Origin of the sequence: Thomasclavelia spiroformis DSM 1552, from assembly GCF_025149465.1 — a bacterium.
Lineage (GTDB): Bacteria > Bacillota_I > Bacilli_A > Erysipelotrichales > Coprobacillaceae > Thomasclavelia > Thomasclavelia spiroformis.
Genome location: NZ_CP102275.1, coordinates 1799167 through 1819015, shown reverse-complemented (window position 1 = coordinate 1819015; position 19849 = coordinate 1799167). Strand labels below are relative to the sequence as shown.

Genomic DNA, 19849 nt, shown 5'->3' with positions numbered 1-19849 from the left:
TGATACCAAATAATTCAGGTAGAAAGGAGAATTGGTATATTAGATTTATTACTCTTTGTATGAGTAACTTCAATATACCAGGAAAAAAAGGAGAATAATAGATGTTTGAAAAATTGTTTAAATTAAAAGAAAAAGGAACAACGATTAAAACAGAAGTTATTGCAGGTGTGACAACATTTTTAGCAATGGCTTATATTTTAGCAGTTAATCCAACCATGTTAAAAGAAGCAGGATTATCTTATGATAGTGTCTTTTTAGCAACAGCTCTATCAGCTGGAATTGCAACTTTGATAATGGGCTTACTTGCAAATTATCCAGTTGCTTTAGCACCAGGAATGGGTGTAAATGCATTATTTACATATACCATAGTTCTTACTATGGGTTATAGTCCCGAAGCTGCACTTGCTGCAGTTGTGGTATCAGGATTGATTTTTTTAATTATCTCGGTTACTGGTATTCGAAAAGCAATTATTAATGCTATTCCTCATCAATTAAAGTTATCGATTGGAGCTGGGATTGGATTTTTTATTGCTTTTATTGGTTTTAAAAATGCTGGAATTATCGTTGGAAGTGATTCGACGTTTGTCGCGTTAGGAGATTTAACAAATCCAGTTGTTTTATTGGCATTATTTGGTATATTGATTACGATTATTTTGATGGCTAAAAAGGTTCCGGCAGCTGTGTTTTATGGTTTGGTCATTACGGCTGTTGTAGGAATTATTTTTGGGTTATTTGGTGTAGAAGGTATGCCTAAAATGCCTAGTGCTATTGTTTCGTTTGATTTAGATACAAGCGGTTTTGGATTATTTATGAATGGCTTTGGTGAACTATTTTCACATCCTGATTGTGTCGTTGCTTTATTTTCATTGTTATTTGTTGATTTTTTTGATACTGCAGGAACTTTGATTTCTGTTGCTAATAAAACTAATTTAGTTGATCAAAATGGTGAACTTGAAAATATTGAACAAGCATTAGTTGCTGATTCTGTTGGAACGGTAATTGGTGGGATTCTTGGAACATCAACAGTTACTTCGTTTGTCGAATCTACGGCTGGAGTTGAAGCAGGTGGAAGAACGGGATTAACAGCTTGTGTTACAGCAGTTTTATTTTTGTTATCAATCTTTTTTGCACCGGTATTAAGTGTGGTAACTAGTGCTGTTACGGCACCGGCTTTAGTTGCTGTAGGAATATCTATGGCAAGTCAACTAGGTGGTATTGATTGGGATGATATTATCTATGCTTCATCAGGTTTTATTACGGTAATTATAATGGTTTTAACGTATTCGATTTCTGATGGAATTGCATTTGGATTTATTGTCTATGGTCTTACTAGTGTTGTTGCTGGAAAAGGAAAAGATATTAAACCAATCGTATGGATATTGATTCTGGTGTTTGTTTTATATTTTGCATTTATTTAAAAAGGCTTTTAATAAGCCTTTTAATTATGCAAAAATATCCAGAAATTTAAGTAAAGTGCAAAAATAATCCAGATAAAATATGGAAGTAAAAGATAAGCGGCACTATGTTTGATTTTGTAAAAAAGATAAATTAAAAAAATAGTAGAGATATTTAAAGCTAATAAAATTGCTAAAGCTAAAAGAAAGTTTTGATAATTAAAAAAAACTATAGGCCAACTAAAATTAAGTATTAATAAAAAATAGTATAAAATTAAGGCTGATTCTTTATTATTATTTTTTTCTCGATGAATTAAGTAGCTTGCAAGTCCAATTAAAATATATAAAATAGTCCAAACTATAGGGAAAACAATACTTGGTGGTGCTATTTTAGGGATATTTATTTTTTTATATAAATCCATAGAATTCATTGTTAAAAGAACGCTTAAAGCACCAATGCCAAGAGAGATTGTAATATTTAAAATAATATATTTATATTTTTTCATTAGTATCACCAATAATATTATTGACAAATAACTATAGAATTATAAAAATTTGTTCATATTATTTCCATATAAATAGTAATTAAGATATAATCTAGTAAGTGAGGTAAGTATAGATGAAATTAATATCGTGGAATGTAAATGGAATTAGAGCTTGTATCAATAAAGGTTTTTATGATATTTTAAAAGATTTTGATGCAGATATATTTTGTATTCAAGAAACAAAGATGCAAGAGGGACAGATTGAAATAGAAGATCATGGGTATTATTTGTATATGAATAGTGCTGTAAAAAAAGGCTATAGTGGTACTTTAGTTTTTACAAAAGTAAAACCTCTTAGTTATAGTTATGGAATTAATATTGAAGAGCATGATCAAGAAGGACGTGTAATCACTTTAGAATATAATAAGTTTTATTTGGTGAATTGTTATACGCCTAATAGTCAAGATGGCTTAAAACGTTTGGAATACCGCCAAGTTTGGGAAGATGATTTTTTAGCATATTTAAAATCATTGGAAGAAAAAAAGCCAGTTATATTATGTGGAGATCTTAATGTAGCTCATCAAGAAATTGATTTAAAGAATCCTAAGACTAATCGTAAAAATGCTGGATTTAGTGATGAGGAAAGAGCTAAAATGACTCAATTGTTGAATCATGGTTTTATTGATACTTTTAGATATTTATATCCTGATTTACAAGGAGCTTATTCTTGGTGGTCATATCGTTTTAATGCTCGTAAAAATAATGCTGGATGGCGAATTGATTATTTTATTGTATCTGATTGTTTAAAAGAGAAAATTAAAGATGCTTATATTTTTAAAGATATTATGGGAAGTGATCATTGTCCAGTAGGTTTAGATATTGAACTTGATTAATAATAAAAAAGATGAATTATCAAGATACGATAATTCATCTTTTTGTTTAGATTGAAATAATTCCAATTGTAGACAAGATTGAACTTAATAAAATAATAATTAATCCTGGAACTACAATATATTTCATACAAAATAAATAAGCTTTTTTACGTTTAAATTTAGAACTAATTTCAACTTCATTAATAACTGTTTTAAATCCAGTAACTTTTATAATTAATAAACAAGTACAAATAGCTGAAATTGGCATCATAATTGAATTAGTCATAAAATCAAAGAAATCAAGAATGCTTAAACCAAGTGGATTAATAAAATCTAGTACACCAAAACCTAGAGAACAAGGAATTCCTAAAATAAGGATGCCTGCTAAAATAATTGTACAACATTTTTTTCTAGAAAGATCAAAACGATCTTGAATAATTGATACACAACATTCCATTAATGAAATTGCAGATGTTAATGCTGCAAATAAAACTAATAAAAAGAACACAATTCCAATAATATTACCTAATGCCATACTGTTGAATACATTTGGTAAAGTTATAAACATTAATGATGGTCCAGCATTTAATGTATTTGGATCACCGTTGGAAAAAGCAAAAACTGCAGGTACAATCATTAATCCAGCTAAAAAAGCAACAACTGTATCCATAATTTCAACTTGAGTAATTGAACGTTCCATATCAATTTCTTTTTTCATATATGAGCCATATGTAAATAAGATTCCCATTCCAATTGAAAGTGAGTAAAACATTTGTCCCATAGCTGCAACTACTGTCATAATTGAAAATCTCGAAAAATCAGGGATTAAATAATATTTTGCTCCTTCGATTGCACCAGGTGTAAATAATGTATATCCCGCAATAAAAATAGCCATTATAATTAAAGCTGGCATTAAGATTTTACTGCACTTTTCAACTCCTTTTTCAACTCCTAGCAATACAACGACAAAAACAAGTATTGCAAAAACAATTAACCATAAAACTGGTTGAATAGATGATGATGAAAAATTTGAAAAATAATTATTACTAACTAAATTGGCAGCATTATTTTTAATATACTCAAATAAGTATTTGCATACCCAGCCACCTACAACACAATAATAAGGGACAATCAGCATTGGTACAATAGCATTTAACCATCCTCCAATTCGAAGTTTTTTTGCTCCTAATTTTTTATATGCAGCGATTGGACTTTTTTTAGTTTTTCTTCCTAAAGAAGTTTCACTTATTAATAAAGCAAAACCAAAAGTAACTGCAAGGATAAAATAAGTCAATAAAAAAATACCTCCACCATATTTGGCTGCTAAATATGGAAAGCGCCAAATATTTCCTAGACCAACTGCAGATCCTGCAACTGCCATTACATAGCCTAGTTGTCCTGAAAAGGTACTACGTTTGTTTTTTGTTTCCATTTGTTTCTCCTATATGTTATTTTCTCATGCTTTATTATAATAAAAAGGTAATTATAAAGTCAACGGTTTATTATTTATTTGTTATATTTTGGTAAAATTTGTCTTATATATTTGTAAAAAGAATAAAAAAACTTAATTTTTTTAAATTAAAAAGCAATTATTATATTTAATAGTAATTGCTTTTATATATATTATTTTTGATAGATGATTTTTCCATTTTTGATGGTCATTAAAATGTTAATGTCAAGAATTTCATCAATTTCTACTTTGCATGGATTTTTATCTAAAATAATCAAATCTGCATGTTTTCCTTCTTTAATTGATCCCTTATACTCTTCTTCAAAATATTGATAAGCACTATTGATAGTAACTGCTTTTAAAGCATCATAGACAGAAACTCTTTCATCTTTACCTAAAATTATACCATTTTTAGTAATGCGTTTACATGCACACCAGACACTTTCCAACATATTTGGCATAATTACCGGTGTATCTTGATGAAAAGTATATATTAGATCATGTTTTAAAGCACTATTGATACATGAGATTTTTTTAGCGCGTTTGCCTAAATTTTTTAGATGAATGTCACCCCAATAGTAAATATGATTTACAAAAAAGCTAGGAATCATATTAATATTTTTTAGTTGTGGTAGTTGATCTGGTCGTAAAGTTTGACAATGAATCATTACTGGGCGAGTGTCAGTAGGAATGTTTTTAAAAGCATCTAATAGTTGTTTTGCAGCCATATCGCCATTACAATGAGTAATTAATTGTACGTGGTGTTTTAATGCTGTATTAACGTAATTTTCTACTTCCTTATCTTGGTAAATTGGGTAACCACAATAATCATTACTATTTTCATAAGGTCTCGAGATCCAAGCAGTTTTACCTTGTGGTGAGCCATCTAAAAATAGTTTGTAACCTCCTAATTTAAAATGATTTTGATACTGATGATAAGCTTTATTTTGCTGGTATATTTCTTGATTATCTTTTATGTCCACATATCCAACTATATCTAGAAACAATTTATTTTCTTTAGCTAATGTATCTAGTAAATTAAATTCTTCTTTTTTTATATAGCCTTCTTGTAAAGTAGTAATACCATAACTTGCATATATATTTAAGGCATCTAAAAGTTGTTTTTTTAAATCAACAGAAATATTTATTTTAGATGATGTGGTAATAAAGGCTTGTTCTTCTAAATAACCATTTAATTGGTTATTTTCATCACGTCCATATTTGCCGCCAATTGGATCTTTAATATTATCATCAATCTTTAATAATTGCATAGCTTTATGATTAATAACACCCATGTGGCCTGAAGCATGTGAAATTAATGTAGGATAAGGTATTTTATCAAGTTCACTTACGTGGGGATGACGTTGTTCTTTTAAGAAGTTATGATCATAGCCAAAGCCAACTATCAATTTGTTTTCGGGGTAATGAGTTATTTTAATAAAATTATTGAATTGTTCAATAATTTCGTCAATACTAGTACATTTAGTTAAGTCAACTAGATTTAGTGTTTTAGCTAATGCTACAACATGACTATGACTATCAATAAATGCCGGCATTAAGCATTTATTATTTAAATCAACTAACTTAACATCACTAGAAATATATTGCTTTAAATCTTTATAATTACCACATTTTTTAATTAAACCATTTTCAACATAGATAGCTTCATAACTAGTATTTTCCATAGTTAAGATATCGCCATTATAATATAATGTTTTCATACATACCTCCTAGTTTAGTATAGACTGTTAAAATAAAAATATGTAATAATTTACATATTTTCACTTTCAACTAAGACACAGTTAAGATAATAATTTAGTTTTGATTCTTTAATTATTTTGATCAAGTTATCATCATAAGTACCTGGTTGTAACCAAATATGTTTTATTTTTAATTTTTTGCATTTCTCAATATATGTTAGTGCTATTTTGGGATTAACAACAAAAACAGCAACATCTATTTGATTATCAATACTAGATAAATTAGGATAAATTGTTTCTCCATTTAATTCATTATAAATTGGGGAAACACCATATACATTTTTATTTAATTTTTTTAATCGCTGATATATTTTATAACCATATTTTTCTTGATTAGTAGTTACACCAATAACAGCAAAGTTTTGTTTGTTTAATAAAATTTCTTTTGCTTCCATATTAATTCTCCTTTGCTTATATAATAACATTTTTATTGATGAAAAGCAGTTTTTTTTTGCTCTTGAGCAGTAAAATAGATAGTGTTACTATAGTATAAAAGGAGGATGGTTTATGGGATTTAAAATTATAAATGGGGATATTACAGAAATAGAAAGTGATGCAATTGTAAATGCAGCAAATTCATATTTGCGCCAAGGTGGTGGTGTTTGTGGAGCTATTTTTAATAAAGCTGGAGCTAAAGAATTACAAAATGAATGTGATCAAAAAGGGTATTGTAAACCAGGTGAAGCGATAATAACAAAGGGATATAATTTAAAGGCAAAATATATTATTCATGCAGTGGGTCCAATTTATCGTGATGGAAACCATGGTGAAAGAGAGGTTTTGGAAGCTGCTTATCGTAATTCTTTACTTCTAGCAAAGCAATATAAACTTCGTTCTATTGCTTTTCCATTAATATCATCAGGGATATATGGATATCCTTACAATGAGGCATTAGAAGTTGCTAAAGAGACAATTAATAAGTTTTTAATTGGCAATGATATGGATGTTTATTTAGTGTTGTATAAATGAAAAAAGACGCTTAAACGTCTTTTAATGTACTAATCATTATTAGTTATATAATCAAAAATATCTTTTCTAATTTCATTTTCGAGTTTATAAGTGAATTGTACAACATTGTTATTAGTATTTGGCATGATTGTTTGAATTGGTTTTCCATATGTATGCATAAGTCCTAAGTAATAGAATTCTTTTGAAGTGTTATCATTTTTATTTTTCCTAATGAAAAGATGTATTTTAACATGATTTGTATCTTCGTTGTATATTCTAACTACTTCTTCTGATGTTAATGTACGTTTTGGTTTAGAAAAACAAATTATTGTATTTTGATCAATTAATTTATCTTCATATTTAATTGTTTTGCTTATACCTTCCTCTTTATCATAATTAATAAATACAGGAAAAGTATTTGTATGTTTATCATATTTATAGCCACCAATATTTAAAGGAACTAGATTTTGCTCCCAATTTAGTAATCTACAAACATCTTCGTAAGTATATTTTTTATATAAGCATAGTGAAGTGTCTTTATATGTATTGGTATAATTTTTTTTATAACGAGTTATTCCAAAATTGATAAGATCCATGATTTGTTGTTTAAAATTTAGATCATTTAATTGAGCTTTAAATTGTGTTGATATCTTTAAATTTTTATCAATAAAAATAGCATCTTTAAAGGTTGCTTTGGCACCGCCGGTTGCAAAATTTTGACTTAATATATTTATAATAGTAGTATGACTAATTTTAGGTAAATCAATATCATATACATTTTTTAGCTTTTCTTTTAGATTATTAAGTAAATCTGATTGGTTTTTTATACAAACCTTAATTGCTTCTAATTCATGAATTCTTTTCCCAGAAGCTAGTTTTGTTGATATGTATGCTAGATATTGTTCTTGGATAGGGTTGAATTTTATTGAATAATCTTTTTCGTATTTTGATAAAAATTTATGATATGAACCAAGATTTTTGTTTTGAAAAATTCTTAAGACATCAATAGAATCATATTTATCAAAATCTTGTAAACTTGGAATACGTCCAAGTTTTTGTTTTAATTGTAAATAGCTTTCTTTGATGATTTTTATATCAGAAAAATTAGCTTTATCAATTGATTCAAATATTTTCTTTTTTGAAATACGATCAAAATTAATTGTTGAGGCGCCAGGTATAAGTAAAGAACCCTCACTAACAAATCTTCTTAATGTATCTTTGTTATAACTTTGATTACCGCTTAAAGCAATTGGAATTAAAAAATTCTTTTCATAATTACCAATAAAATCAATCACAACTACACATTCTTTTGAATGATCTTTGCGTAAACCACGACCTAATTGTTGTACAAATACAATTGCTGACTCAGTTGGTCGAAGCATAATTACTTGATTAACTTTAGGAATATCAATTCCTTCATTAAAAATATCAACTGTAAAAATATAATCTAGATAATCAACAGAATCATCTGTTTCTAGTTTATCCATAGCATCACGTCTTTTATTTTCATCATCTTCACCAGTTAAAGCAACAGTTTTATAACCACGTTGATTAAATAAATTAGATAACTCTTTAGCTTCACCTTTACGACTACAGAAGACTAAACCACGGACACGATCACCTGAAAATCCATAATTATTTATTTGTTCAATAATATGATCAACACGACTTTGAGAAGTTAAATGATTAAAATCACTTTTATCTTCTAGTGATACTCCGTTGACTTGTAAATCAGTTATTCCATAATAATGAAAAGGACAAAGTAAATCATATTCCATTGCTTGTTGTAAACGAATTTCATAAGCAATGTTATAATCAAACATTTGATAAATATCAAAATCATCGCTTCTTTCAGGAGTAGCAGACACTCCTAACATAAACTTTGGTTTAAAATAATTTATTAATTCTTGATAAGAATTAGCTCCAGCTCGATGAACTTCATCGATAATGATGTAATCAAAATCATCTGGATCAAACATTTTACGATATTCTTGTTTATGAATTGTTTGAATTGTTGAAAAGATGTAATCAGCATCAGTTTCTTTTTTATTACCAGTAAAAATGCCAAAACTATGATTGTTGATTATTTTTTGAAATGACATCATGGCGTTTTGTGCAATGTTTTCTCGATGAACTACAAAGAGCATTCTTTTTGGATTAAATGCTTTGACATCAAAAGCACTTAAATAAGTTTTACCGGTACCTGTTGCGGATATTAGTAAGGCTTTATTCTTATTTTCGTTTCTAATTGATTTTAGTGCGTTTAATGCAGCTATTTGCATTTTGTTGGGCTTGATTTTTGTATTTGTTTTTAGTTGTATTTTATTTTTTTGTTTAGTGTATGTTTTGCTGTATTCATTGATCCATTGGTTTGTTAAAGGAAATGAATTTTGCCATTGTTGATTGAATTCTTTTAAAACTTGTTTTGAAATATCACTATTGTATGTTGAAGAGAGTTTTAAATTCCATTCTTGGTTTATTGATAGTGCGTTTTGGGTTAAATTAGAGCTACCAATGATAATGTTATATGTGTCATTTTTTTTGAAAATATAACCTTTTGGATGAAAACCAATTTTAGGATCATCATATATTCTTATTTCTAGGTTATTGAATTTAAGTAATTCTTTGAATACTTTTGGTTCGTTAAAACCTAAATAAGTTGAAGTGATGATTTTACCAGAAATGTTTTTGTTTTGTAAATCTAGTAATGTTTGTTTTAGTGTAGCTAGTCCTGATAAACTAATAAAGGCAATTGATAATTGAAAACTATCACATGAGTTTAATTGTTGGATTATTTCATATGATAGTTTCATACCTTGTTTGTAATCGTTGAATAATAATTGTGGTTGATATGTTTGATTAACTGTATTTAGTGTATGTAAATTTATGTTTGGTTGTAATGTTAGCGTCATGTTTAGATTCCTCGTTCTTTGAGTTTTTCAATAATTTGAATATCAGCAGGAATCCAATTAATATCTTGTTGATCTAATGTGATCCATTTAATTGAATCATGAACATTTAATGTTATTTGTTCATCTTTTAATGAACAAATAAAACAATCCATATCTAAGATAAATGTTGGATATGTATAATTAACATTCATGAAAAATTCATCAATATTTATAGATGTTTCCAATTCTTCTTGAATTTCTCTAATTAGAGCTTGTTTACTTGTTTCTCCAGGTTCTACTTTTCCACCAGGAAATTCAAACATTCCCGCAAATTCACCTGTTTTTCTACTAGCAATCAATATTTTATTGTCTTTTTTTATAATTGCAGCAGCAACTTTTATTGTTTTCATTTAATCACCTTCCTGTTCGATATTATAACAATATTAGTCTTTTATTTAAAGAAATGTGTTATATCTATATTTAAATCATTGAATTTGTATGATTAAATCAAACATTAAAATATGTAATAATTTATAATTAATTTTGATAATGTTAGAAATATGTGTTCATTTACTGTTTAGTAATTAATAATATAAATAGCATGATTTAATAAATTATGATAAACTTTACTTACATGAGGTGTGAGTATGAAAAATAAGTATGTGGTTTTAGATTTTGAGACTACTGGAGTCAATAGATATCATAATGATGAAGTTGTACAAGTAGCAATCGTTAATCAGGATGATGAAGTTTTGATTAATGAATTGTGTAAACCTAAGCATCATTTTTCTTGGCCAAGTGCTCAAAGAATAAATGGTATTTCACCATTGATGGTAAAAGATAAGCTTTGTTTTGAAAGCTATATTGATAGGATAATAGAAATATTTGATAATAGTGAATTTATTGTATGTTATAATATTGCTTTTGAACAAGGAATGTTAAAGAATTATGGAATAGATATAAGTAAATATGTATTTAAAGATCCGATGAAAGATTTTGCTTATATTTATGGTGAAAGAGGATATCATGGAGGTTATAAATGGCAGTCATTATCAACATGTGCTAAATATTTTGGATACAATTTTGCAGCTCATGATGCATTAGAAGATGTAAAGGCAACTAGATATTGTTTTGAACAAATTGAAGCATATAAAAATGGTAAAATTGAAAAGTCATATTTGAATAATTGGAAGTTATTATTTGAACCATTAGTTATTAAACAAGGTAAAAAATATTATGAAGATGATTTAGTTGATGTTATTTATTATGGGGATAAACAAATAGTTGCTTCTGTTAAAGAAGATATTACACATATGATATCAATTGAATTTAATAAAAGTAGCATAAAGAAAATAGTTTGTGATTGTCCAAATGCTTCTAGTGGTAATAAATGTAAGCACATGGCAGCAGTTCTTTTTAAAATAAGTGAATAGCTTTGTGGGGGATAAAATGATTAATAAATTTCGACTAAAAGTAGCATATAAGGAAAATAAAATAACAATAGATGTTGATGAAAATATAACATTTAAAATGTTAAGTGAAATAATTAATGAAAAATTGTTATTGAATAAATGCAAGTTTTATGAATTTATTCATAATGATCAAATTATTGATAGTGTAAATAAAGAAGATGTTATTTTAAAAGACTATTTAGAATTAGAACAGGAATTGATATATCATACGGGATTGAAATCTAATCCATATTTTATAAAAATAATTGTTTGGGATTATGTTATTGATACTGATGATGCTGTAATTAAAAAATTTATGAAATTGGTTAAGAAAATGGATCAAGAAAAGCCTAAACAAATTTGTTATTTAAATAAAGCACAAAGAAAATTTATTGATACAGTATTAAAAGATTGTTATGATTCATTAGAAAATCATAGTTTTGGTGGTGAATATCATTATCGAATACTAAGAAAAGGAAATGATTATTTATTTGTAACATTAATATATTATATGTTGGATGATAAATATGAATTATATTTATATGATTCTATGGATGAATTAAAAAATAAATTATATAGTTATTTAATCACTTTTTATGATACGAATAGGGCTTATTTTAAAGGGTATCAAGGAAGTAATCGTAATATTTTTGTATTATATAAAAATGATGAAACTATTATACCTGGTGAGTTTGAAAATATATATAATGCCATAAATCGCATAACTCATATGTTTAATAGTATAGATAGTGATTATTTATTTGCTGGTCATGATAAGTGTTTAGTATATGATTTTGCTGATGATAAATATTGGATTGAATAAGTATGTCATCTTTAAATAGATGACATTTTATTTTTAAATAAAAATTATTTAAGGGGGAATTAAAATAAAAAAAGTAAAGATAACTGTTTTAAAAACTACGTTTGATAAAGAGCTAGCCAAGGAATATGGTGCAGATGGGTTAACTGCTTGTCCGATGTTAAAAGAAGGACAAGTATTTTATGGGGATTATGCTAAACCTGAAGGTTTTTGTGATGAGGCATGGAAAGCAATTTATCAATATGTTTTTGCACTTTCACATGGAGCAAGTAGTGATGTGTTTTATTATGGAGACTGGATTAGAAAACCTGGTGTAGCGATTTGTAGCTGTAATGATGGGTTAAGACCGGTTATTTTTAAATTAGAGGCAACGGATATTGATTCGAAGATTGATTATACTCCAGTTCATTAAGTTAGTTGAAGGGATTATAGATGGAATTTAAACTTATTGATAAAGGTAATTGGAAAAGAATATTTTGATCACTATTTTTTTTAATGTTCCATGTACTTATAGTATGACAATTAAAATGGATATAACTATATATCCAGCGATGTTGTATTATATTACTAAAGTTGTAAATAAATATGATGAATTTAAAATGGCAATTGATTAAAATAGTAGATTAGGTATGTTTGATACAATGCTAGCGAGTTATACGATATTTCATCAAGATACGAAAACTTTTTCTAATCTTTGGACAGAATATTATTGTAAATATGAAGATTTTTGTAAAGCGTATGAAGATGATATGCTTAAGTATGCAAATCAAAGGGGATTATTTGTAACAGCGAATGTTCTTAAAAATAATTTTCCTGTTTCAATGATTTTATGGACTTTATTTAAAGGGTCTAATTTGAATTTTCAAAAGAGTTATGGTTTTTTACAATCGATATTTACAATGGATAAATATTATAAAGAAAATGATAAGATTTTATTACCTTTAGCAATTTAAGTTCATCATGTTGTTTGTGATGGTTTTCATATATATCGTTTTGTAAATGAATTACAGAAATTACTTAATATTTATTTGAAATAATTGCTAATGGATAAGCAATTATTTTTGTTTGTATGGTTATTTTATTTTAAAGATATGATAATAATATGATCATTAATGTAAAAAAATTAAAATTTTATAGGAAAAATATAATAAAATTAAAAAATAGGTTTGTATATAAGTAATATTTATGCTATACTCTCCAAAGTGTTTAGAAAGGTATATACAATGATTGAAAATAAATTTGAACAATTAGGATTAAGTGAAGAAGTATTAAAAGCAATTAAAGATATGGGTTTTTCTAAACCCTCACAAATTCAAGAAAAAGCAATTCCAATATTATTGACTGGTGTTGATGCGATTGGTCAAGCTCAAACAGGAACTGGTAAAACTTTAGCTTTTGGTAGTGTTTTATTATCAAAAATAAAACCTATTGATGATAGATTCCCTCAAGCAATAATTTTGTCACCAACTAGAGAATTAGCAATGCAAATTCATGAAGAAATGAATCGTATTGGTAAGCATAATGGAAGCAAAATAGTTTGTGTGTTTGGTGGAAGTGATATTGAAAAACAAATTCGCTCAATAAAAAAAGGAGTAGATATAGTTGTAGGAACTCCAGGACGTGTTATGGATTTAATGCGTCGAAAGGTTTTAAAGTTTGACAATGTCAAATATGTTGTTTTAGATGAAGCTGATGAAATGTTGAATATGGGCTTTGTTGAAGATATTGAAACAATATTAGAAAAAGTTGATGATGCTCGTCAAACGATATTATTTTCAGCAACAATGCCAGCTGGAATTAAAAAGATTGCTCAAAATTATATGCATGATGATTTTAAACATGTAGCAGTACTTTCAAAACAAACTACGGCTACTTCTGTAAAACAATTTTATTATGAAGTAAAGCCAAAAGATCGTTTTGAAACATTGTGTCGTTTAATAGATGTTGCTAATATTAAAACAGGAATTATTTTTTGTCGTACTAAACGTAGTGTAGATGAAGTAACTGAACAAATGCAACAATCTAATTATAATGTTGAAGCAATGCATGGTGATTTGAATCAAAATCATCGTATGAATACATTACGTAAGTTTAAAAAAGGGACAATTAATTTCTTAGTTGCAACTGATGTTGCTGCAAGAGGGATAGATGTTGAAAATGTAACTCATGTAATTAATTATGAATTACCTCAAGATATTGAATCATATGTTCATCGAATTGGACGTACAGGAAGAGCTGATAAAGAAGGTTTAGCTTATTCGATAATTAGCCCTAAAGAGGTAAGTTTTTTAAAACAAATTGAGCGAGTAACTAAATCAACGATTACAAAAGTAAATGTTCCAACATTGCAAGAAATTTTTGAAGCTAGAATTGGGGCATTGATTAGTGATGTTGAAGATGTTATTTTAGCTGGTAACCATAAAAGATTTAAACAACTTGTAAATGAAATTGATCCAACGATGTTAAGTGATTTTACAGCTGCACTATTATATATAAGTTATCAAGAACAGCTTGGTTATGATTATCAACGTGATGTAATTCAAGAAATAAATTCTAAAAAGTATGATAGAAATAATAAAAATTATACTAGATTATTTTTAACTGTTGGAACAATGGATCGAGTTAAAGTTCCGCAAATTATTGATTTTTTTATTACTAATGCAGGAATTAGAAAAGATGATATTGGTGATATTGATTTAAAACGTAAATTTACGTTTGTTGATATTAAGAAAAAAGTTGTTAATAAAGTGGTTAAAAATTGTAATAAAAGAAAGCTTAATAATCGTAAAGTTGAAATTGAAATTGCAAATAGAAGATAGTTTTAAGATGAAAGATTGTGTTTTATTAATACAATCTTTTTTTGTTTAAAAATGTTTTTTAATGATGATTGTTTGATTTTAAGCGATTATATCAAATAAAATAGTTTTTTTATGATTTTATTGTAATAAAATATAAAAATTTAAAAGCGCTTCCACTTGAATGGAAGGGCTAACATGTGTATAATATAATCATGGATTAATTCTAAGGAGGATTATATTAATGAAAAAATATGTCTATATGTTTAGTGAAGGAAACGAAATGATGCGTGACCTTCTTGGTGGTAAAGGTGCTAACTTAGCTGCGATGGTTAATTTAGGGTTACCAGTACCACAAGGATTTACTGTTACTACAGAAGCATGTAATGAATATTATGCTGATGGAAAAATCATCAATGATGAAATGAAAAAACAAATTGATGAATGCTTAGAAAGATTAGAAAAATTAGCTGATAAAAAACTTGGAGGATTAGAAAATCCATTATTAGTTTCAGTTCGTTCTGGGGCAAAATTCTCTATGCCTGGGATGATGGATACTATTCTTAACTTAGGTTTAAATGATGAAACTGTTGAAGTTGTTGCTAAACAAACAGATAATCGTCGTTTTGCTTTTGATAGTTATCGTAGATTTATTCAAATGTATTCTGATGTTGTTTGTGAAGTTGACAAAGAATTATTTGAAGCAAAATTGACTGAATTAAAAAATTCTAAAGGATATGAAAGTGATTTGGATATCACTGCTGAAGATTTTGAAAATACAATTATTCCTCAATATAAAGAAATTTTCAAAAGAGAATTAGGAAGAGATTTCCCGCAAGATGCTAAAGAACAATTAATGGGGGCAATTTTAGCTGTATTTAGATCTTGGAATAATGAACGTGCAATCATTTATCGTAACTTAAATGGAATTCCACATGATTTAGGAACTGCTGTAAATGTTCAACAAATGGTATTTGGAAATATGGGAAATGATTCTGGTACAGGTGTATTATTTACTCGTAATGCGGCTAATGGTGATAATCATATTTATGGGGAATATTTAATCAATGCTCAAGGTGAAGACGTTGTTGCTGGTATTCGTACACCACAAAAAATTGCTAAATTAGAAGAAGATATGCCAGAAATTTATAAACAATTAGTTGAAATTGTTAAAGGTTTAGAAAAACATTATAAAGATATGCAAGATTGTGAATTTACTGTTGAAAATGGTAAATTATATATATTACAAACACGTAATGGGAAACGTACAGGTAAAGCTGCTTTAAAAATTGCTGTTGATTTAGTACATGAAGGTTTAATCAATAAATATGAAGCAATGACTAGAGTTGAACCTGATCAAATTTCTCAATTATTACATCCTAATTTTACTGCCGAAGCATTAAAATCTGCAGATCCTGTTCTTGAAGGATTACCTGCATCACCAGGAGCTGGAGCTGGTAAAGTATACTTAACTGCTGAAAAAGTACATGAAAAAGCTGTTGCTGGAGAAAAAGTTATCTTAGTAAGACATGAAACTTCTCCTGAAGATATCCAAGGTATGGTTGATTGTGAAGGTATCTTAACTTCTACAGGTGGTATGACTAGCCATGCAGCAGTAGTTGCTCGTGGTATGGGTAAATGCTGTATCGTTGGTGCAAAAGCTTTATCTATTGATTATGAAGCAGGAACATTTACAATTGATGGAAAAACATATCCAGAAGGAACAGAATTATCATTAGATGGTTCTACTGGTAAAGTATATTTAGGTGTTTTAGATTCAGAAGAATCTGAATTAACAGGTGATTTTGCTGAATTGATGTCATGGGCAGATGAAATTAAAAAATTACAAGTACGTGCTAATGCTGATAGTCCACGTGATGCTGCTGTGGCAATTAAATTTGGTGCAGAAGGTATTGGATTATGTCGTACTGAACATATGTTCTTTGAAGGGGACAGAATTGAATATGTAAGACAAATGATTTTATCTGATACTGTTGAAGAAAGAATTAAAGCATTAGATGAGTTATATAAATTCCAAGTTGAAGACTTTAGAGGAATTTATCGTGCGATGGTTGGATTACCAGTTACTGTACGTTTAATTAGATCCACCTCTTCATGAATTCTTACCTCATACAGATGAAGAATATCAAGCTGTAGCTGATAAATTAGGTAAGACATTAGAAGAAGTTAAAACTAAAGGAGCTGCTTTAAAAGAAACTAACCCAATGTTAGGACATCGTGGTTCTCGTTTAGCTGTTACTTATCCAGAAATCTATAATATGCAAGTTAAAGCTATTGTTGATGCTGCTATTGATGTTGAAAGAGAATTAGGATGTACAATTGTTCCTGAAATCATGTTACCATTAATTGGTAGTGAAGCGGAAATTGTTTATGTAAAAGATAATGTTACAAAAGCTATTGAAGCTGCAATCATGGCTAAAAATGCTAAAATTGAATATAAGATTGGTACAATGATTGAAATTCCAAGAGCTGCTTTAACAGCTGATGAAATTGCTAAACATGCAGAATTCTTCTCATTTGGTACTAATGACTTAACTCAAATGACTTATGGATTCTCACGTGATGACGTTGGATCATTCTTACCAGAATATATTAATCGTAAGGTAATTCAAGTTGACCCATTTGTTTCTTTAGATCAAAGTGGTGTAGGTCAATTAATTGAAATTGCAGCTACAAAAGGTCGTAGTGTTCGTCCAAATATTAAATTAGGTATTTGTGGAGAACATGGTGGAGATCCAGAATCAATTAAATTCTGTCATAAAAAAGGTTTAACATATGTCTCATGTTCACCATATCGTGTATTAATTGCACGTCTTGCTGCTGCACAAGCTGCTGCTGAAGAAATTATTCTTGAACATACTACTGACAAAGTATTAGTTGCAGATAAATAATGATTATTAACGTCTCTTTGGTTTAAAGAGACGTTTTTTCTTTTTATGCTTCAATAAATTTGTTATAATGATACCGGTGATATAATGAAAAATATAGTTATTATAGCAACGGGTGGAACGATTGCTGGTAGTGGTAAGATGGGAAAAGCAACAAATTATCAAGCTGGAAAGATCAATATTGATGAAATAATTGATTCAATTCCAATGATCAATGAAGTTGCAAAATTAAAAGCTATTCAACTTTTTAATGTTGATAGTAATGAGATAGATGAAAAACATTGGCTTATTTTAGCTAATAAAATAAATGAATTAGTAGACTGTGATGACGTTGATGGAATTGTTGTTACCCATGGTACAGATACTTTAGACGAAACATCTTATTTTTTAAATTTGACTATTCATACATATAAACCAGTTGTATTAACAGGAGCAATGAGACCGGCTAGTGCAACTAGTGCAGATGGACCAATGAATTTATATCAAGCAGTTTGCCTAGCGTCTAGTGATGAAGCTTTAGGACATGGAGTAATGGCTTTATTTTCAAGTACTATTTATTCTGGTCGAGATATTCAAAAAGTAAGTAATTTTAAAATAGATGCTTTTGATCAAAAAGAATTTGGATGTTTAGGATATATGCATGATGATAAGGTAAATATGTTTTCTAGGACATTTAAAAAACATACTTTACATTCAATTTTTAGTAAAAATTTACCTGAATCATTACCATCAGTTGGAATTGTTTATTATTATGCTGGTGCTAAAGTTGAAATATTAACATTAATGGCAAAAATACACCAAGGAATTATAATTATTGGTAGTGGAAGTGGCAATTATAGTAAAGCTTGGTTGGATGAAATTGAAAGATTAAATAAAATAGGAATCATTTTTGTTCGTGCTTCAAGAGTTAATCAAGGAATTGTTTATGAAAGTGAAATATTTGATCCTAATAATCGATGTATTCCTTCTAATACATTATCTGGACAAAAAGCACGAGTGTTGTTAATGCTTGCAATGAGTAAAACCAAAAATGTAAGTGAAATTAAGAGAATTTTTGATGAATATTAAAGGAGGCTGACATTTAGTGCGGATTAAGTTAAATTTAGATAGTCTTGCAATGATGTTATTTTGTGCTCGTTTAAAAGCGTATAAAGAAGTTCCTTTAACTACAGATGAATGGCAGATGGTTGAACAGACGATTAGAAAAAAAGGATTAAATGGACCAGCGAGTTTACTTTCAATGACAAGAAATGAATTAGAGGATATTTTAGAAATTAATGAATTCATTGCTTATAAAATGGTTAAAAGATTAAGTACACTTAATTTATTTTTAAGTGTGCTTAATAATCTAGAAAATAATGGAATTAATATTACTACTAAATATGAAGAAGATTATCCAATTAGACTAGTGAAGCATTTAAAAAAAAGAGCACCGCTTTATTTGTTCTATTGTGGTAATATTGAAAATATAAAAGATGGAATATCTTTAGCAGGATTAACAAAAGTTAGTAAAAAAGATCGTACGTATACTAGAAAATTAGTTGATAAAATTATTGATAATAATTTATCTTATATTTCTAATGATTCTAAAGGAATAGATGAAGTAGCATTGCATTATGCTTTAAGACGTGGTTGTTCATGTGTTAATTTTGTTTGTGAAAGATTAGCAGCAAAACAAAGTGATTTTAAAAGATATTTAAAATCAGGATGTTTGGTAATGTTAAGTGCTGAGGATCCTTATTGCTATTTTGATATTACTAATGCAATTGATCGTAATAGTTATGTTTGTGCGCTTTCTAAATATCAAATAATTATTTCTAGTAGTATTAATAATGGTGCAACATGGTTTACAGCTTTACAAAATTTACATAATAATTGGACAATTCCTTTAGCGGTTGAAGGATTATATTTAGGTAATGATCGTTTATTGGATATGGGTGTTACACCAATATATGTTAAAGATATTTTATCTGATGATTCGTTTGATAAAATTTATGATAAAAATAAAAATGATATGGAAGTTACAGAAATCAATATTGATCAAATGTCAATATTTGAGTTTTTAGGAGAATAA

General features: G+C 27.9%; 15 protein-coding genes and 2 pseudogenes. 11 read left to right on the top strand and 6 right to left on the bottom strand.

What is annotated here, in order from left to right:
- The first annotated feature begins 101 nt into the window (after positions 1 to 101).
- Positions 102 to 1418 (top strand): NCS2 family permease, encoded by a 1317-nt coding sequence (locus tag NQ543_RS08785; protein WP_004608888.1) that lies wholly within the window; start codon positions 102 to 104, stop codon positions 1416 to 1418.
- A gap of 20 nt (positions 1419 to 1438) precedes the next feature.
- On the opposite strand, the gene NQ543_RS08780 is transcribed toward NQ543_RS08785, so the two are convergent.
- A complete protein-coding gene (locus NQ543_RS08780) occupies positions 1439 to 1900 on the bottom strand; it encodes a TspO/MBR family protein (protein ID WP_039903498.1) in 462 nt (153 codons plus the stop codon).
- Positions 1901 to 2013: 113 nt separating this feature from the next.
- Here NQ543_RS08780 and NQ543_RS08775 point away from each other — a divergent pair, with 113 nt between their 5' ends.
- A complete protein-coding gene (locus NQ543_RS08775; protein WP_004608886.1) occupies positions 2014 to 2772 on the top strand; it encodes an exodeoxyribonuclease III in 759 nt (252 codons plus the stop codon).
- A 46-nt stretch (positions 2773 to 2818) separates the two neighbouring features.
- Here the strand turns inward: NQ543_RS08775 and NQ543_RS08770 are convergent, their stop codons facing one another.
- The 3 genes from NQ543_RS08770 to NQ543_RS08760 all read right to left on the bottom strand — a co-directional run bounded on the left by NQ543_RS08770 (position 2819) and on the right by NQ543_RS08760 (position 6356).
- Positions 2819 to 4183 (bottom strand): sodium-dependent transporter, encoded by a 1365-nt coding sequence (locus NQ543_RS08770; RefSeq protein ID WP_004608885.1) that lies wholly within the window; start codon positions 4181 to 4183, stop codon positions 2819 to 2821.
- Positions 4184 to 4374: 191 nt separating this feature from the next.
- Positions 4375 to 5922: an amidohydrolase gene (locus tag NQ543_RS08765; RefSeq protein WP_004608884.1), complete on the bottom strand. Its 1548-nt coding sequence runs from the start codon at positions 5920 to 5922 to the stop codon at positions 4375 to 4377.
- 50 nt (positions 5923 to 5972) lie between these two features.
- The gene (locus tag NQ543_RS08760) at positions 5973 to 6356 is read right to left on the bottom strand and encodes a CoA-binding protein (protein WP_039903497.1); all 384 of its coding nucleotides are present in this window, start codon (positions 6354 to 6356) and stop codon (positions 5973 to 5975) included.
- Positions 6357 to 6468: 112 nt separating this feature from the next.
- Here NQ543_RS08760 and NQ543_RS08755 point away from each other — a divergent pair, with 112 nt between their 5' ends.
- The gene (locus NQ543_RS08755; RefSeq protein WP_004608882.1) at positions 6469 to 6930 is read left to right on the top strand and encodes a macro domain-containing protein; all 462 of its coding nucleotides are present in this window, start codon (positions 6469 to 6471) and stop codon (positions 6928 to 6930) included.
- Positions 6931 to 6959: 29 nt separating this feature from the next.
- On the opposite strand, the gene NQ543_RS08750 is transcribed toward NQ543_RS08755, so the two are convergent.
- Both NQ543_RS08750 and NQ543_RS08745 read right to left on the bottom strand, forming a co-directional pair.
- A complete protein-coding gene (locus tag NQ543_RS08750; protein WP_004608881.1) occupies positions 6960 to 9821 on the bottom strand; it encodes a DEAD/DEAH box helicase in 2862 nt (953 codons plus the stop codon).
- 2 nt (positions 9822 to 9823) lie between these two features.
- Positions 9824 to 10210, bottom strand: a complete 387-nt coding sequence (locus tag NQ543_RS08745; protein ID WP_004608880.1) for a (deoxy)nucleoside triphosphate pyrophosphohydrolase — start codon at positions 10208 to 10210, stop codon at positions 9824 to 9826.
- Positions 10211 to 10447: 237 nt separating this feature from the next.
- Between NQ543_RS08745 and NQ543_RS08740 the strand changes: the two genes are divergently transcribed.
- From NQ543_RS08740 to NQ543_RS08705, 8 genes and pseudogenes are all read left to right on the top strand, one after another.
- Positions 10448 to 11233, top strand: coding sequence for a 3'-5' exonuclease (locus NQ543_RS08740; RefSeq protein WP_004608879.1), 786 nt, complete (start codon positions 10448 to 10450; stop codon positions 11231 to 11233).
- A gap of 16 nt (positions 11234 to 11249) precedes the next feature.
- Positions 11250 to 12074: a hypothetical protein gene (locus NQ543_RS08735; protein ID WP_148344882.1), complete on the top strand. Its 825-nt coding sequence runs from the start codon at positions 11250 to 11252 to the stop codon at positions 12072 to 12074.
- A gap of 58 nt (positions 12075 to 12132) precedes the next feature.
- Positions 12133 to 12483, top strand: a complete 351-nt coding sequence (locus tag NQ543_RS08730; protein WP_335311163.1) for a TIGR04076 family protein — start codon at positions 12133 to 12135, stop codon at positions 12481 to 12483.
- Between the two features lie 20 nt (positions 12484 to 12503).
- Positions 12504 to 13108, top strand: a pseudogene (locus NQ543_RS08725) (CatA-like O-acetyltransferase).
- A gap of 186 nt (positions 13109 to 13294) precedes the next feature.
- A complete protein-coding gene (locus tag NQ543_RS08720) occupies positions 13295 to 14890 on the top strand; it encodes a DEAD/DEAH box helicase (protein ID WP_004608875.1) in 1596 nt (531 codons plus the stop codon).
- Positions 14891 to 15110: 220 nt separating this feature from the next.
- Positions 15111 to 17778 (top strand): annotated as a pseudogene (gene ppdK / locus NQ543_RS08715) (pyruvate, phosphate dikinase).
- A gap of 84 nt (positions 17779 to 17862) precedes the next feature.
- Positions 17863 to 18843 carry an asparaginase gene (locus tag NQ543_RS08710; RefSeq protein ID WP_004608872.1) on the top strand — a complete coding sequence of 327 codons (981 nt, stop codon included), beginning with the start codon at positions 17863 to 17865 and terminating at the stop codon, positions 18841 to 18843.
- A 16-nt stretch (positions 18844 to 18859) separates the two neighbouring features.
- Positions 18860 to 19849 carry a DNA-processing protein DprA gene (locus NQ543_RS08705; RefSeq protein ID WP_004608871.1) on the top strand — a complete coding sequence of 330 codons (990 nt, stop codon included), beginning with the start codon at positions 18860 to 18862 and terminating at the stop codon, positions 19847 to 19849.

What these genes read in the sequence shown, in the direction of transcription:
- NQ543_RS08785 (WP_004608888.1), top strand. Translation starts at nt 102, where the DNA reads ATGTTTGAAAAATTGTTTAAATTAAAAGAAAAAGGAACAACGATTAAA.
- NQ543_RS08780 (WP_039903498.1), bottom strand. Translation starts at nt 1,900, where the DNA reads ATGAAAAAATATAAATATATTATTTTAAATATTACAATCTCTCTTGGC.
- NQ543_RS08775 (WP_004608886.1), top strand. Translation starts at nt 2,014, where the DNA reads ATGAAATTAATATCGTGGAATGTAAATGGAATTAGAGCTTGTATCAAT.
- NQ543_RS08770 (WP_004608885.1), bottom strand. Translation starts at nt 4,183, where the DNA reads ATGGAAACAAAAAACAAACGTAGTACCTTTTCAGGACAACTAGGCTAT.
- NQ543_RS08765 (WP_004608884.1), bottom strand. Translation starts at nt 5,922, where the DNA reads ATGAAAACATTATATTATAATGGCGATATCTTAACTATGGAAAATACT.
- NQ543_RS08760 (WP_039903497.1), bottom strand. Translation starts at nt 6,356, where the DNA reads ATGGAAGCAAAAGAAATTTTATTAAACAAACAAAACTTTGCTGTTATT.
- NQ543_RS08755 (WP_004608882.1), top strand. Translation starts at nt 6,469, where the DNA reads ATGGGATTTAAAATTATAAATGGGGATATTACAGAAATAGAAAGTGAT.
- NQ543_RS08750 (WP_004608881.1), bottom strand. Translation starts at nt 9,821, where the DNA reads ATGACGCTAACATTACAACCAAACATAAATTTACATACACTAAATACA.
- NQ543_RS08745 (WP_004608880.1), bottom strand. Translation starts at nt 10,210, where the DNA reads ATGAAAACAATAAAAGTTGCTGCTGCAATTATAAAAAAAGACAATAAA.
- NQ543_RS08740 (WP_004608879.1), top strand. Translation starts at nt 10,448, where the DNA reads ATGAAAAATAAGTATGTGGTTTTAGATTTTGAGACTACTGGAGTCAAT.
- NQ543_RS08735 (WP_148344882.1), top strand. Translation starts at nt 11,250, where the DNA reads ATGATTAATAAATTTCGACTAAAAGTAGCATATAAGGAAAATAAAATA.
- NQ543_RS08720 (WP_004608875.1), top strand. Translation starts at nt 13,295, where the DNA reads ATGATTGAAAATAAATTTGAACAATTAGGATTAAGTGAAGAAGTATTA.
- NQ543_RS08710 (WP_004608872.1), top strand. Translation starts at nt 17,863, where the DNA reads ATGAAAAATATAGTTATTATAGCAACGGGTGGAACGATTGCTGGTAGT.